This window comes from Pandoraea oxalativorans (genome assembly GCF_000972785.3).
Classification (GTDB): Bacteria; Pseudomonadota; Gammaproteobacteria; order Burkholderiales; family Burkholderiaceae; genus Pandoraea; species Pandoraea oxalativorans.
In genome coordinates, this window is the sequence record NZ_CP011253.3 from 1291018 (window position 1) to 1306379 (window position 15362).

Sequence of the window (15362 nt, forward strand, 5' to 3'; positions counted from 1 at the left end):
CCTCAGTCGTTCCTCGAACCCAGTCAATCGTTCAACCACCGGCGGCTATCGGGGATTTAAAAATTAATTTTGACTAAAGCTTGTTAATTGTTTTAGTGTTTTATTGAAAATAGATTTGGTTGAGTAATTAATTGGTAATTAAAATTACTTCGCTGAGTATTTTTGAGGTTTGTGGAAATTAATTATTGCTTAATTTCATTCCGTTTCCGGAGAGCGAACAGCCAATGCCGAGACTGTCGTGGGAGAGGAGGCGCAGGACGATGCCCGGCGAATGCTCACCGCAGGCACAGCGTGCGCTGACGAGCGCAACGCATCTTCCGATGAGCGGCTACGCGACGTGTGACGCGCTTCTACGAAGCCTGCCAGCCGTAATAGTGCTGTGTGCCGCCATTGCAACGACTTCGGTGAGAGCGCAGACAGCGGATGGCACAGCCGCACCCAGTCAGGCCAATCAGGCGGTTACCCCCGAGAAACCCGACACATCCACTGGACCGGCTAAGGAAAAGGTGTCCTGGCATTCAAAGGACGACGGTGATTTCGACGCCAGCGATTTCTTGCTGAATCATCGTGGCGCTTTACCCGTTCCGACGATCATCACGGAGCCGGCCATCGGTTACGGCGGCGGTGTCGCACTGATGTTCTTTTCCGAGTCGATGGCCGACGCCGCGCGAAACGCCAAAGAAACCGGGGTGATGACGCCACCGAATATCACCGCCGTCGGCGGCATGTACACGGAGAACGGGACATGGGGCGCGGGCCTCATGCACTTTCACACGTGGGGGGGCGACGCCATCCGTTACCTCGGCGGCCTCGCCAAAGTGAATATGAAGACGGACTACTACGGTCTGTCGAACTCGCCGCGCACCTATCAGCTCAACGGCTGGCTGCTCGTGCAACAGGTGCTGTTTCGCATCGGACATTCGCATTGGTATGTCGGGCCGCGTTACACCTACTTCGATTCGAACACGCACTTTACGGGGCAGATAGCTCAGGAAGTCGGTTTGCCCGATGCGCAGCGTCGTATCGGCAAGGTCGGTCTGGTGATCGACTACGACTCGCGCGACAACATGTTCTTCCCAAATCGCGGCAGCTATCTGGAACTGGAGCTTCAGGCCGCGCGCCCGTGGGCTGGCAGCTCGCAATCGTTCGAGACGTACAACGGACGCGGTTACACATGGCTGCCGCTCGCACGCGACTGGGTGCTCGGCTTGCGCCTCGACGGCCGTTTCTCGGCGGGCGATACGCCGTTCTACGCGCAGCCCTATGTGAAGCTGCGCGGCGTGCAGCAAGGGCGATATCAGGACCAGAACGCGGCGATGGTCGAAGCCGAAGTTCGTTGGAACGTCACGCCGCGCTGGTCGGTGTTGGGATTTGGCGGTGCGGGACGTGCGTGGGGCAAGTGGAAGTCCTTCTCCGAGTCCGATGCCGTCGTGAGCGTGGGCGCAGGGTTCCGCTACCTCGTCGCCGCCAAGCTGGGTCTGGCCGTCGGCATCGACGTCGCCCACAGCAAAGGGGAGAACGCCTTCTACATTCAGGTCGGCACCGCGTGGCATTGACGACGGATCATCCATACAACCGGCTTTCGAGAGCAGGGCAAACTCATGGGAACGTGGCGTAGCGCGAGGCATTGGTGGGTCGTGGCAGGCGCGTTCGCTTGCCTTGTCGGCGTGACGCGCGATGCCGCCGCCTGGGGTGCAGGGGCCACGGGGGCGACGATGGTTGCGCCAACGTACGACGCCGGTGGCGACGTGACGGCGCGGCGCGGATGGTATCGCGGCGTGATCGGGCCGACGGCCACGCCCTCGGGCGAGGGTACATCGCCATCGTCGGGTGTCGCAGGCACGCCCGAGGACAGGGCGGCCACAAACGCCTCGGCATCGTCGAGTGGCGCCGCCTCGCCGGACGCCACGCCGTCGTCAGCGACCGCACCGAAACATTGGGACCGTGCGCTGCCGTTTTTTGCGCAGCGCGTCGTCGATCGGGGATACGACCTGCCGAATCCGTACGACGTCGGTTACTCGTATTTCAACGGCGCGCAGCGGTATCAGCTCAGCAACCTGATGGTCGGCGCGAATGGCAACGGCCTGCGCTCGGCCGACTTCGTGCAGTTCGATCAATCGCGCATTCGCAGCGAGTCGAATCAGTTTCAACTCGGCGCGTGGTTGTTCCCGTTCATGAACGTGTACGGCATCGTCGGCAATGTGCGTGGCGGTGGCGACATCAATATCGGCTTCTCGTCGCTTACCGCGCTTGAACAGTTTTTCGGACTGAACATCGGATGTGCGGGACGGCGTCCGCCACCGAACTGCGCGAACCCGATCAAGCTGCCGACGGCGCACGCCGACTACAGCGGCCACACGTACGGCGGCGGATTCACGCTGGTCGGCACCTATGGCGATCTGTTTTTCTCGCTGCCAGTGACGTACACGGTCTCGGACATCTCCATGTCCGACTCGCTCATCCATTCATGGAATATCTCGCCGCGCATCGGCTGGAACCTCCATCTCGGATCGGCAGGCATTCTCACCCCCTACGTCGGCGCAACATGGTTTCGCACGCGCGCCGTGATCACCGGTCATTTCGACGTGCCGATCGAAGCCGCCGGCGGTCAGACGCAGCGACTCGACTATCAGATCGATCAGTCGGTCACGGGCAGCTGGAGCGGGGTGGCAGGGCTGAGCTGGGCCGCGAGCAAGCGCTTCGGTCTGCTCGCGGAGTTCGGCTACGGCTACAACCGTAACGACGTCATCCTCACGGCCTTCCTGAGATTCTGATGCGCGCCCCGACAGTGAGCGTGAGACGACGACCGGCGCTGAGCGCCGTCCTGATAGGGTGTGTGCTGGTCACGGCCGCGCACAGTAGCATCGCGTTCGCCCAGACGCCGCCGACGACGACGCCGACGACGACGACGCCGACGACCGCAGAAACGTCGCCTGCCGAACAAGGCTGGCTAGATCGCCTGCTCGCGAAGCTCGGGGCGGCAGATAAGGTGGATGTCAGTCACGGGATGGACTGGGGTGTCATGCCGGGGCCGTTCTACAACCCGGAGATGGGTTTCGGCATCGGCGCAGCGGCGGTCGGTCTATATAAGACGCGCGACGCGTTGCCGACCACTCAACTCTCCACGCTGACACTCCACGGCTTCGGCACCACGACCGGTGCGTTCGGCATCGGCGTCGACAACACGACGTTCTTCACCGACGACAGCTTTCGCTTCGTCATCACGGGCGCGGTGGTGAACATGCCCACGCAGTATTGGGGCATCGGCTACGACCGCGCGAGTAACGACGACAACCGCGAGAAGTACACGAAACGCAGCGCCTTCGTGCGTCCGACATTTCTGTGGCGGCTGTGGCCGAGTGCCTACGGCGGTTTCGGTGTCGATGCCCACTTCGATTCCGCTGTGAATCGCGACAAGGGCGACGCGAGTGCTTTCGTCACGGACCCCGTCGGGCCGTACGTGCGCAGCATCGGTCTGAGCGCCAACTTTTCCTACGACACGCGCGACTTCATCCCCAACCCTTACAAGGGGCAGGCGCTATCGCTCACGACCACAGTCTACCGGCGCGCCTTCGGGAGCAGCACATCGTTCGAATCGCTCGAATGGGCCTATGACCACTACACGAAGTTTCGCCAGCGCGATGTGCTGGCGTTCGATGTCTATGGGAAGTTCAGTTGGGGCGATGTGCCGTGGAGCATGATGCCGACGTTTGGCGACGGCAAGCACATGCGCGGCTACTTTCTGGGGCAGTACCGCGACAGGAACATGCTCACGGCACAGGTCGAGTACCGGATGCATCTTGTCGGGCGGCACGGCGTGGTCGCGTGGGTCGGGGCGGGGGCGATTGCCGAGCGGCCGGGCGATCTGGCCTCGGCGCACTGGCTGCCCAATGGCGGGGTCGGCTATCGCTTCGAATTCAAGCCGCGCGTGAACGTGCGCTTCGACGTGGGCTTCGGCCGCCAGACGCGCGGCGTCTACTTTCAGATCAACGAAGCCTTCTGATCCCTCAAAGCTCGTAGCTTTCGTGCTCGCCGCGCAGGGCTTGCTCGACCAGCTTGCGGGTCAGGATCGGTGAAAGTAGCTCAACCATCGTGAAAACATATCCGCGCAGATAAGCGCCTTGCTTGAGGGCGACGCGCGTCACGTTCGTCCCGAACAGGTGCCCCACCTGAATCGCCCGGAGATTGCGGTCGCGCTCCGGGTCGAACGCCACACCCGCCAGAATCCCCACGCCGAGTCCCAGTTCGACGTACGTCTTGATGACGTCGGCGTCGATGGCTTCGAGCACGATGTCGGGCTGCATGTGCCGCAGCGCAAACGCCTGGTCGATCTTGGCGCGTCCGGCAAATTGGGGGTCATAAGTAATCAGCGAGTACTTCGCCAGATCCTCGATGCCCACCGACGGCAGTTGCAACAGCGGGTGATCGGGCGGCACGACGGCCACGTGCTGCCATTGATAGCACGGCAGCGACACCAGATCCTTATAGCCTGCGATGGCTTCCGTCGCGATCGCCAGATCGGCCTGATCGTGCAGCACCATCTCGGCGATCTGCGTCGGGCTGCCTTGCAGAATCGACAGACGCACCTTCGGATAGCGCTTCTTGAACTCGGCCACGGCGTGGGGCAGCGAGTAGCGCGCCTGCGTGTGGGTGGTGGCAATGGTCAGGCTGCCCTGATCCTGGGCGGCGTAGTCCTTGCCGATCCGCTTGAGGCTTTCCACCTCCATCAGGATCCGTTCGACGGACTCGAAGATGATCCGACCGGGCTCGCTCAGGTTGCGGATACGCTTCCCATGACGGGCAAAGATGTCCACGCCAAGCTCTTCTTCAAGCTCGATGATGGCTTTGGAGACGCCCGGCTGGGAGGTAAATAGCGCTTTGGCGGCTTCCGTCAGGTTGAAATTCTGGCGGACGGCTTCGCGCACGAAACGGAACTGGTGCAGGTTCATTTGTATAACTTTAGAAAATATACAAACAATTTTTAATTCGTTTGAAGTATATAGCCTTTTCATTACAGTGGGTGCCACTGTTTCGATAACGTTATTCCTTACAGGCATTTAGGACCCACCAGGAACGTCATTCATGTCGCTGTGGCTCGAACCCCTTTCCGGATTTGGCGTCGGCCTGCTGGTCGGCCTGACCGGTGTAGGCGGCGGTTCGCTGATGACGCCGTTGCTGACGTTGCTCCTGGGTTACGCGGCCCCCGTCGCCGTGGGCACGGACCTCGCGTTTGCCGCCATCACCAAGAGTTTCGGGACGGTGGCGCATCGGTCGCACGGGCATGTGCAGTGGCACATCGTGCGCAGGCTCACGCTGGGCGCGCTACCGGCGGCGCTGGTCACCATCCTGTTCCTCAAGCGCCTTGGCGGTATCGATGAGTCGACGCTGCACGTCATCAAACTGACGATTGCTGCCTCCGTACTGCTGACGGTGCTCTCGCTGCTGTTCCGCGCCAGATTGCTGGCCGCGTTGCGCGCGCATCCCAATTGGCAACTGACGGGCCGTGCGCAAGCGATTGCCACTGTCGTGGTGGGCGCGCTCATCGGCGCGCTCGTGACGATTTCCTCGATTGGCGCCGGCGCGGTGGGCGCGACGCTGATCCTGATGCTGTACCCGCAGTTGAAACCGGCCGAAGTCGCCGGCACGGATATCGCCTACGCGGTGCCGCTCACGGCCATCGCGGCGCTGGGCCATATCTGGCTCGAGACGGTGCACTGGGCACTGCTCGGCAGTCTGTTGATCGGCTCCCTGCCCGGGATCTGGCTCGGCGCGAAGCTGACCCGTCATCTGCCCGAGCGCATCGTGCGCGGGGCGCTGGCGGCGACGCTCACGCTCGCGGCAGTGAAGCTGGTCGGCTGACACCCCACACAAAACAAGGAGTTCGCGATATGCGAAACGAATCCCGCTGGGAACCCGCCCCGGCTGCAGCATCGTCGAGCACGGCGTCGACCGTGGCCGATGCCGGGTATCAGGACACGGCGCTGCTCGACGAAATGGAAGCCGTGCTGGCCGAGCGCCTCGCCCGCATCGCAAGCGCGCATCGCAACGTGAAATTCGCGAGCAGCCTTGCGGCCGAAGACATGCTCATCACGCACGTGATTCTGCGCCAGCAACTGCCGATCACCGTTTTCACGCTCAATACCGGACGTCTGCACGACGAGACCGTCGGCATGCTCGACAAGATCAAGGCGCGTTACGGCTATGACGTTGCGCAGTACGCGCCGCAAGCCGACGCGGTCGAAAAGTACGTCGCCGATCACGGTGCGAACGCCTTCTACGAAAGCGTGGACCTGCGCAAAGCCTGCTGCCAGATCCGCAAGGTCGAACCGCTGGGCCGTGCGCTCGCCGACGCCGACGCATGGCTCACCGGTCAGCGTCGCGAGCAGTCGGTGACGCGTGGCGAACTGGCTTTCGCTGAACAGGACGACGCGCGCGGCATCGCCAAGTACAACCCGCTGTTCGACTGGACGGAAGCGCAGGTGTGGGCCTACCTCACCGCGCGCGACGTGCCGGTCAACCCGCTGCACGCACGCGGCTACCCGAGCATCGGTTGCGAGCCGTGTACGCGCGCCATCCGCCCGGGTGAAGACAGCCGGGCAGGGCGCTGGTGGTGGGAGTCGCGCGACAGCAAGGAATGCGGGCTGCACGCGGGCAACCTGAGCAAGATCCCGGTGTCGGTGCAGTCGAACTGATCGACAGGGCCATCGGGCAACAAGATTTAAGACGGTGTGACGCGCTCAGGTCAAAACGCCTACGGGCGCCGCGGCACACCGGAACAGACCGAATCTCGGAAAACTCGGAATCGTCAAGGAAGGGAACACTATGGGTGCGATGCACGAAGTCGCGCAGGCCAATGGCTCGCGAATGGATCATCTGGACTGGCTCGAAGCCGAATCGATGTACATCCTGCGTGAGGTCGTGGCGGAGTGCCGCAAGCCCGCGCTGCTGTTCTCGGGCGGCAAGGATTCGGTCGTGGTGCTGCACCTCGCTCTCAAGGCCTTCGGCCTCGGCCCGGGGCGCAAGACGCAACTGCCGTTCCCGCTCGTGCACATCGATACCGGTCATAACTATCCGGAAGTGATCGAATTCCGTGATCGCCACGCCAAGGCGCTCGGCGCTGAGCTGGTCGTCGGGCATGTGGAAGATTCGATTGCGCGTGGCACGGTGCGTCTGCGTCGCGAAACGGATTCGCGCAACGCCGCACAGGCGGTCACGCTGCTCGAGACCATCGACGAGTACGGTTACGACGCCATGATCGGCGGCGCACGCCGCGACGAAGAGAAGGCCCGTGCGAAGGAGCGCATCTTCTCGTTCCGCGACGAGTTCGGTCAGTGGGACCCGAAGGCCCAGCGCCCGGAACTGTGGCATCTGTTCAATGCCCGTCTGCACAAGGGCGAGCATCTGCGCGTGTTCCCGATCTCGAACTGGACGGAACTGGACGTGTGGCAATACATCGCCCGCGAAAACCTCGATCTGCCGTCGATCTACTACGCGCACGAGCGCGAGATCGTGCGCCGCAACGGCCTGCTCGTCCCGGTCACGCCGCTCACGCCGAAGCAGGATGGCGAGTCGAGCGAACTGGCGTCGGTGCGTTTCCGTACGGTTGGCGACATCAGCTGCACGTGCCCGGTGGCGAGCGTCGCGTCGAGCCCGGTGGAGATCATCGCCGAGACGGCCGTGACCGACATTACCGAGCGTGGCGCCACGCGCATGGACGATCAGGCGTCGGAAGCGGCCATGGAGCAGCGCAAGAAGCAGGGTTATTTCTAAGGCGCGCGCATTCGTTTTCGCGACAGACCTTATCAGACCTTATCGAAAGAACACCGGCCCGCCCGAGCGACCCACGACCTACGCTGTCGCTCAGGGGCCACGCAATCGAGTTGAAGAGATCATGAGCCTCACCCCGCATCAGGAAGACCTCGGCGTGCTGCGTTTCATCACCGCTGGCAGCGTCGACGACGGCAAGAGCACGCTGATCGGCCGCCTGCTCTACGACAGCAAATCGGTGCTGACCGACCAGCTGTCCGCGCTCGCACGCGCCAAGCACAAGCGCACCGCCGGCGAAGACATCGATTTTTCGCTGCTGACCGACGGCCTCGAAGCCGAACGTGAGCAGGGCATCACCATCGATGTCGCCTATCGCTATTTCACGACCGCGCGCCGCAAGTTCATCATCGCCGACACGCCGGGCCACGAGCAGTACACCCGCAATATGGTCACGGGTGCATCGACCGCGCACGCCGCCATCATTCTGGTCGACGCCACGCGTGTGAGCGAAGTCGAGGGCAAGACCGAATTGCTCGCGCAAACCAAGCGTCACAGCGCCATCGTGAAGCTGCTGGGCTTGCAGCACGTGATCGTCGCCATCAACAAGATGGACCTGATCGACTACAGCGAGACGGCGTTCAACGCAATTCGTGCGGCTTATCTGGAACTCGCACAGCGTCTGGGATTGCAGGACGTACGCTTCGTGCCGGTCTCCGCGCTCAAGGGCGACAACATCGTCTACGCGAGCGATCGTATGCCGTGGTATCAGGACGAGCCGCTGCTCGACGTGCTCGAATCGCTGCCGGTCGCGCAAACGGGGGGCGAACTGCGCTTCCCGGTGCAACTGGTAGCGCGTCAGGATGGTTCGCATGCGGACGACTTCCGTGGCTATATGGGCCGTGTGGAATCGGGCTCGGTGCGTCTGGGGCAGACGCTGCGCGTATTGCCCGCAGGCCGTAGCGCGACGGTCGCCGAGATCGTCGGCCCGCGCGGGCTGCTCGAAGAAGCGTTTGCCGGTCAGTGCGTCACCATTCGTCTGACGGAAGATGTGGACGTGTCGCGCGGCGATACCTTCGTGAGCGCCGATTCGGTGCTGGAACCGTCGCGCAAGCTGGCGGCCGACGTCTGCTGGTTCGACGAAGACGCACTCGCCCCGCAGCGCAAATATTTGCTCAAGCAGGCGACCAGCACGGTATATGTGAAGGTCGGCAGCGTGGACACGGTGCTCGACGTGAGTACGCTCTTGCACGGCACGGACAAGACGACGCTTGCCATGAACGACATCGGCCGCGTTCAACTCAGCTTGCAAAAGCCGGTCGCCGCCGACACGTACGACACCAACCCGGCCACGGGCGCGTTCGTGCTGATCGACGAAGCGACGCATCACACTGTGGCGGCAGGCATGATTCGCGCACTGGCGGCCTGACAGCCTGACGCGCAGCGCCTCGACGACACACTCTTTCTCGCATTGCAGGCACATGGCGCGCGCAGACCGCGCCGGTGCAGGCCCACTGAACGACGGCAGCATCATGACGACGACGCAATCCCAATCCGCCCCGCACCCAGGCAAGGTGTATCTGGTGGGTGCCGGTCCCGGCGCTGCGGACCTGATCACCGTGCGCGGCGCGCGTCTGCTGGCACAGGCCGACGTGGTACTTCACGACGCGCTGGTCGAGCCTGACATGCTCGCCCTGTGCCCGCAGGCGAAGCTTGTCGCGGTGGGCAAGCGCTGCGGCAAACTCTCCAGCGCCCAGCAATTCATCAACAAGCAGTTGATCGATCACGCACGTACGCATGGGGTGGTTGTTCGCCTGAAGGGCGGCGACCCGATGCTGTTCGGTCGCGCGGACGAAGAACTGCGCGCGCTCGAAGCGGCGGGTATCGAAGTGGAAGTGGTACCGGGTATCACGGCGGCGCTGGCGAGTGCCGCGACGCTCGGCCGCTCGCTCACGTTGCGCGGCGTCTCGCGCAGCGTAGCATTCGTCACGCAAAGCCGTGCGCCCGATTCGGCGGAGATCGCGACACAGGCATCGGCCGATTCGCTCGTGTATTACATGGGCCGCGACGCCGCTCAACGCATTGCCGCAGAGCTGATCGCGGCAGGTAAAGCGGCCACCACGCCGGTGGCCATCGTCGAAGCCGCAACCACGGTGCGCGAGCGCCGGGTGTTACTCCGTCTCGACGAATTGGCGCAGGGCCTCGCTGCGGCGTGGTTTGACGCTTCCCAACCTAGTGTGCTGCTCGTCGGCGAGGTGTTTGCCGACGCTAACGCAGAATCTCTCTACGAAGTGGTTCGTCGGTCACCGTCGGCGGCTGCTTCACGCGAAGCCGCCTGAGTCCGCGCGAGCACCGACCGGCTGTTGTCGCTAGATCCTGAACGCCTCGCGCACCGGGACATAGTTATCGATGTCGCGGAATAACGGCATGTCGCCCAACGTCCGGGCGTCGATCTCCGCAACGTCTATCGAATAGTCGCCCGCCTCATTGAGCCGGATCCCGTATTCCGACACCACATCCTGCAGATGGGTGTTCACCAGATTCGTCAATTCCTCACGGTCTGAGTGGGTCACGATTCCCACGGCCGGGTCCATAAATACGTATTCGGAATTGCCGGTGGACGACAGTCGTCGACCAAGCAAAAGCGTGCGGCTTCCCGCCGTAATCTCGAACAGACGCGTCGTGTCCTGCGCCCCATCGAGCAGCGTCTCGATGCGGGACCCGGCGACGAGATCGGGCGGTCGGGGAAGGTAGGGAATGTCGCCGATGCCCAGTACGGCGAGATCCTGAGCAAAGACTTCGGAGGCCGACGGAGACAGTTGCGCATACGCATTGAATTGATTTGCGACGGATTCGGCACGGCCGTAATACGCCGCGACGGCGGATGCGCGTAGCAAGCCGGTGCGCAGATGGCTGAGATAGTGGCGAAAGCGCTGTGTGATCGGCATATAGAGGGCGCCGACCTCCCTTGCCTGTGCGGGCAGTCGGGCCACGGAGATCGTCGCCGCGGCATCGACGGCGTTCTGCAGTTCGTTGATCCGACCGGCGAGTGTGCCCAACGCTTCCGGGGTTCGTATCGTACGGTCGACGAATTGCAGCTTGAGCAGACGGAGCTCGGAAACGGTAGCATCAACGGGGCTTGTGCGCAGCGATGCGGTATCGGAATACGCACGTATCGCGTTCTCGAACACCGGGTCGTGTCTATTGCGCCAGGCATCGTAACGTTCCAAAAAATTCTGATCGATGCGCCACGCGACGGTTGGCTCCTCCAGCACCGGCTGGAGCAAATCGGCCGACGTCGCCACGTGCCACCGTCCGTCGGATCCCAGTCGCATGAACGGGGCGTCCGAAGCGGTGGCAGCCGTACCGCCGGGGGGAACCAGACGAAAGTGCCCGACCGTGTTGTCGAACTCGACATAAGCGCGCGTCGACGAATCGATCGCGGCGTACAGGCGTCCGTCGGTGCGATGCAAACCCAGAATGAGTTCCTCACCGATGACGGGCGGTTGCGACACGAAGTAATTGAATCGGGGGGAGCCGGTGATGAAGGCGAGTGCGGGAAATCGCGAAGCCACGGCAACCTGCGCCAGGACCGCCGAGGCCAAGGATTGCCACGCCTGCCGGTGCAGCTTCTTATCTCCGGTCAGAAGTGCCACGCCTTCGCCTACGAAACCGACGCTGAAGTCGACCATGGAAATGGCGGTGCCGACAGGTTGGGCGGCGGGAAACGCCCACGATGCAAAGCCAACCGCCAGATCCAGTTTCGACAGATAGTCCATGGCCTTGAGAAACGCCCGGCGACGCGGGATCTGCTCTTTTGCCCACGAACCGTGCGGCGATTGCGCTTCGTATGCCGAAGTGAGCAGTGTGAAGGTGTCGGGCTCGCTCGGCACGGGTTGTCCCATCGCATCGAGCTTTGCATCGACAAGCCATTCGTCGTCGAGCGATGGTGGACTAAAGCCGCTCGCAAGCTGACGGCGAGCGTCGTCGTCCGCGGTTTGCTGTTGAAACCAGTCTTCAAGTTTCGCCCGGCTTTCAAAACCGTGAACTTCCGGCCCGTCAGGATATGCGGCAATCAGAAGCACCGATGGCCGATCTTCAGCCCAGACAGCCATCAGTGTGGAATTGCGCCCCTTCACGCGCAGCCATTCGCGTTTTACTTTCGGTGAGATCATTTCGTGAGACAGCTGCGTCTCGTAGAAGCGATTCAGGTCGATCGGGCCCGCGATGCGCGCCGCCAGATGCCGCGCTTCGACCGAAAGTTCGCCGCTCGCGCGTTGAAGCCAGACCTGCGCAATGAACTCGCTCTTGAGCACCTGACGAACCGTGTTACGCGATGTCGACCAAAAGTGGTCGAGCGCGTCGTAAATGCGCTTTTCCGGTGGGCCCTCGGCCAGTTTGCCGACGATGGCGGCAGCATCGGGAAATGGGCTGTCGGATGCCCAGTCCTGCGTCTCGGGGCGCAGCGTTCCCTCAGGAGAGCGTCTGAGCAGCGGGCCTGTCGCGACGGCGTCGGGCACCCGTAGTTTGTAGAGTGTGGCCGCCGTGACGGAAATCGGGGCGGCGGAGCCCTCTATGCGCACGTACAACGTGTGCGGGTCGGTGTTGCTCAGACCGGCGCGATCCAGCACGTTTTTTGCAAAGTCCTGTGCCATACGATGGATGTCCGGCATCGCTGTCGACAATTGCGCGCGACGCGTCTGGATGCGGCTGATGCTGCCGATCTGCGCCAGTGAGATCACGGCACTGTGCCGCGATGCCGGAAGGCCCGCGTCGACTCGCTCGCGTCGCGCCGTTTCGAGTGCGTCTTCCACGACTGACGTGGCGGAGCCACTCAACCAGTTTGTGTATTGCCTGATCCTATGGCCGGTTGCGACAGCCATGGCTTTGAGCGGGGCTTCGGCGCGCATGACGTCAAGCGTGGCGTGGTTTGCCATCCGCATGGGATCGGCGTGCGCGACGGGGCTTAATGCGACAGGCGGGGCATTGGCGAGTCCTGTACCAATGACGGATTGTGGCAACCGTTCGAGAAGCACGTCTTTTAGACCGCCGACATTTTTTTCGATGGCTTCCGCCATCTTCTCCGGGGATGAAAAAGCACGCCACGCCTGGGCGTCGCCCATGAGATAGAGCAGCGTCAATCCGCCGTGCGCACGCTCGAGAACAACGAAAGTCCCGGCGGGGACGAATGTCTGTTTACGGCTGCCCTGGGTGAGTTTGACGATAACTCGGCGCAACGTCGGACGCGATCCGAGCAGGTGGAACTGGCTCGATTGGGAAAGGGCGTCTCGCACTACAGTTAGCGCGCGATGCGGGATCAGTCCTTGTCGATACCCCAGGGTCAGATCGCTCAATGCCAGCGCGATTTGCGACTCGATGGTCACTGTGGAGTTGAGCTGACGCGGTAATGCTTCGGGAATCGACCACGTCTGCTTTGCCTGTGTTTCGCACTTTTCGATCCAGTGAGTCACGACGGTCCGAAAGCGTTCCGCGCTCACGAGCGTGGGATTTCCTTGTGTCGCGCCGTGCGGGGTGCGCTTACACACATCGAAATAGACGCCCTCGGGCGGGTTATCGATGTCAAGAGACCCGGCACGTATGATGCGTGCGGCGTCGAAAAGCTTCCAGTAGGTTACGTCCATCAGACGCGTACTTCCCGGCACCGGCTTGTGGCGCCTGAACACGATATCGGGCTGGTCGAGGCTTGGGAAATCCGCTTCGGCCGAAATCGTGGCGTTAAACAGTTCCGCCTCGGTCGGCGACGGGGAGAAGTTCATCAATCGTTCGACGTTGACGTGTAACGCCCGATGTTGGGCGTTGCGGTTGTGCCAGCTCTTGGCCGCGATGGTGAGCTGGTCGAGTCCCGGCGACATGGAAAAGAAATCGCGATGGTTGGTCGAGGCGGCGGGCTCCGGTGCGCGCCATGTCGCAATGGTGAACTCAGCGAAGCGATCGGCCGGAGCCGAAGGATCTGTCGAAAATGAAGCATCGGACGGATCGAGTGGTTCTGCGAGGGCACCGGTCAAGCGGAGCGGATCGGGAGGCAGCCGGGCGTCGAACGCTTCGATCGAACGCTCGGCGAGGTCCGTCGTCGTGTGCGACAGCCATTGCCATGCCTCGTGAATGGCGCGGCTCAGGCCGCTGACATCGAAGACATTGGAGATAGGTGCGTCGGCATTGCCGCATGTCGATGGCGCGTCCGGAGCCAGTCCGGCGCATGCGTCGAAGCGTTCTGTCGGAACGACGGGCGTGCTCGGAATGTCGCGGGTGGGCGATGGCCCGATGTGCGGGATGCGACTGAGCGAGTGGCCAATGGCCGAGCCATAAAGCATAGCGATTGCGTAGCCGGTCCAGCCGCTTCGTCGAAAGTCCATGTTGGGCGTTCGGGGGGCGGGGGCCGTTGCGCGCGCTTGCATCGCCCGCACATCCGGTCGCGCACCCGGTGCTGCGCAGGTATGACCCGAGCCCGCCCACCGGAACGCGTGTGCCCAGCCGATGACCTGGTCGCGCCATCGCGTGAAGTACTTGCTCCACGCGCTACCGTGTTTTGCACTTTCCGGAACGGTGGCGTCGGCGCGTTTCAGCGACCGGGACAGACTGCGCAGTGACGATTCGCTTAGCGCTTGCTCGGCGACGGCTTCGACGGACTCCCAAGGGGACCGGTGTCGGATTTGCGCGGGCAGGCAGGCCAGCACGTAGCTCCCCAGCAGAGGCTGATCGTCAAAGAGGCGGGCGATCCGGTTGACGAGGTCGTCGTCGAGCGCCGTGAGATCGTCGAACGAAACACGCTGGTTCACGAGCGAAAAGATCAGTCCGAGCGCCGGCGCCGATTCCGGCGATTCGTCAAGCCAGTTGAGCGTGACGTTGGCGATTTGCTGAAACTCCGAGTGGCGCGCGACGGCGTCCGGCGGGAGGTTGGACGTGGCAGGTGACTCGGGATGCGCAGTCGTACTCGCAACGGAGGACGGACCCGCAGAGATCGAATACATATGTCTGGTACTCCCGCGTGTGACGCCTGTGGGCGAAGGTGGTGACGAGGGCGCAGTCATCGGTTCCGGCGACCGCGCGATTACGTGTGTCGACTGCGCTAGCAACTCAATCGCCGCCGCCCGGAAGTGGTGCGCCTCGGTTGTCCCGACCAATCTCGTTTCCCGGCTCGCGGCCGGTTCCGGCCCACCTGAGTGCCTGAAGTGCATGAACGGTGGCCTGGATCGCTGCGGTGACTCGTTCACGCCCAAGGACGCCCACCGCCACCAGGCCCGCCAGAAATTGCTTCCGCGTTTCGTGCTTAAGACGGTCCTGACAGACCTGCTCGTTCCGAGCGAACCACTTCTGAATGTCGCGTAACAGCGTACGACCGAAATGGCGTTCGCAAACGTCCTCGACCGACTCGCCGTAAGGGCGGTGATTGATGTTGTGAACGAGTCCGCGAAGTGCGCTCTCAACCTCGGCCTCGGACGACATTGAGATGAGATGCGACAGAACGAGGTTCTGTACATCAGGCACTCTGAGTGCCTTGGCGTCCTCTCTGTACGTTAGTGCCCCGAGTGCGGCGTTGAACGCGGCGATATTCTTCTGCATTTGCTCCATCCGGTTAG

The 15362-nt window shown here is 62.6% G+C and carries 11 protein-coding genes; 8 read left to right on the forward strand and 3 right to left on the reverse strand.

The window, feature by feature from the left end; genetic code table 11:
* The first annotated feature begins 506 nt into the window (after positions 1-506).
* From MB84_RS05945 to MB84_RS05955, 3 genes are read left to right on the forward strand one after another with little or no spacing between them, the layout of a single operon-like run.
* Positions 507-1556 carry a BamA/TamA family outer membrane protein gene (locus MB84_RS05945; RefSeq protein ID WP_342672640.1) on the forward strand — a complete coding sequence of 350 codons (1050 nt, stop codon included), beginning with the start codon at positions 507-509 and terminating at the stop codon, positions 1554-1556.
* A gap of 45 nt (positions 1557-1601) precedes the next feature.
* Positions 1602-2774 carry a hypothetical protein gene (locus tag MB84_RS05950; RefSeq protein ID WP_245725491.1) on the forward strand — a complete coding sequence of 391 codons (1173 nt, stop codon included), beginning with the start codon at positions 1602-1604 and terminating at the stop codon, positions 2772-2774.
* Between the two features lie 20 nt (positions 2775-2794).
* Positions 2795-4003: a BamA/TamA family outer membrane protein gene (locus tag MB84_RS05955; protein WP_211279351.1), complete on the forward strand. Its 1209-nt coding sequence runs from the start codon at positions 2795-2797 to the stop codon at positions 4001-4003.
* Positions 4004-4007: 4 nt separating this feature from the next.
* Here MB84_RS05955 and MB84_RS05960 read toward each other — a convergent pair whose 3' ends face one another.
* Positions 4008-4949, reverse strand: a complete 942-nt coding sequence (locus MB84_RS05960) for a CysB family HTH-type transcriptional regulator (protein WP_046291105.1) — start codon at positions 4947-4949, stop codon at positions 4008-4010.
* Between the two features lie 133 nt (positions 4950-5082).
* Here MB84_RS05960 and MB84_RS05965 point away from each other — a divergent pair, with 133 nt between their 5' ends.
* From MB84_RS05965 to cobA, 5 genes are all read left to right on the forward strand, one after another.
* Complete coding sequence (locus MB84_RS05965) at positions 5083-5859, forward strand: sulfite exporter TauE/SafE family protein (protein ID WP_046291106.1); 777 nt, start codon at positions 5083-5085, stop codon at positions 5857-5859.
* A 134-nt stretch (positions 5860-5993) separates the two neighbouring features.
* Positions 5994-6692, forward strand: a complete 699-nt coding sequence (locus MB84_RS05970; RefSeq protein ID WP_157122871.1) for a phosphoadenylyl-sulfate reductase — start codon at positions 5994-5996, stop codon at positions 6690-6692.
* A gap of 130 nt (positions 6693-6822) precedes the next feature.
* Complete coding sequence (cysD, locus tag MB84_RS05975) at positions 6823-7770, forward strand: sulfate adenylyltransferase subunit CysD (RefSeq protein ID WP_046291108.1); 948 nt, start codon at positions 6823-6825, stop codon at positions 7768-7770.
* A 121-nt stretch (positions 7771-7891) separates the two neighbouring features.
* Positions 7892-9193 carry a sulfate adenylyltransferase subunit 1 gene (locus MB84_RS05980; protein ID WP_046291109.1) on the forward strand — a complete coding sequence of 434 codons (1302 nt, stop codon included), beginning with the start codon at positions 7892-7894 and terminating at the stop codon, positions 9191-9193.
* A 103-nt stretch (positions 9194-9296) separates the two neighbouring features.
* Entirely contained in the window at positions 9297-10103 is an 807-nt protein-coding gene (gene cobA / locus MB84_RS05985; RefSeq protein ID WP_046293467.1) for a uroporphyrinogen-III C-methyltransferase, read from the forward strand.
* A gap of 30 nt (positions 10104-10133) precedes the next feature.
* Here cobA and MB84_RS30890 read toward each other — a convergent pair whose 3' ends face one another.
* A complete protein-coding gene (locus tag MB84_RS30890) occupies positions 10134-14753 on the reverse strand; it encodes a dermonecrotic toxin domain-containing protein (RefSeq protein WP_046291110.1) in 4620 nt (1539 codons plus the stop codon).
* A 106-nt stretch (positions 14754-14859) separates the two neighbouring features.
* On the reverse strand, positions 14860-15345 hold the full coding sequence (locus tag MB84_RS05995; protein WP_157122645.1) for a hypothetical protein: 486 nt from the start codon (positions 15343-15345) through the stop codon (positions 14860-14862).
* Between the last annotated feature and the right edge of the window lie 17 nt (positions 15346-15362).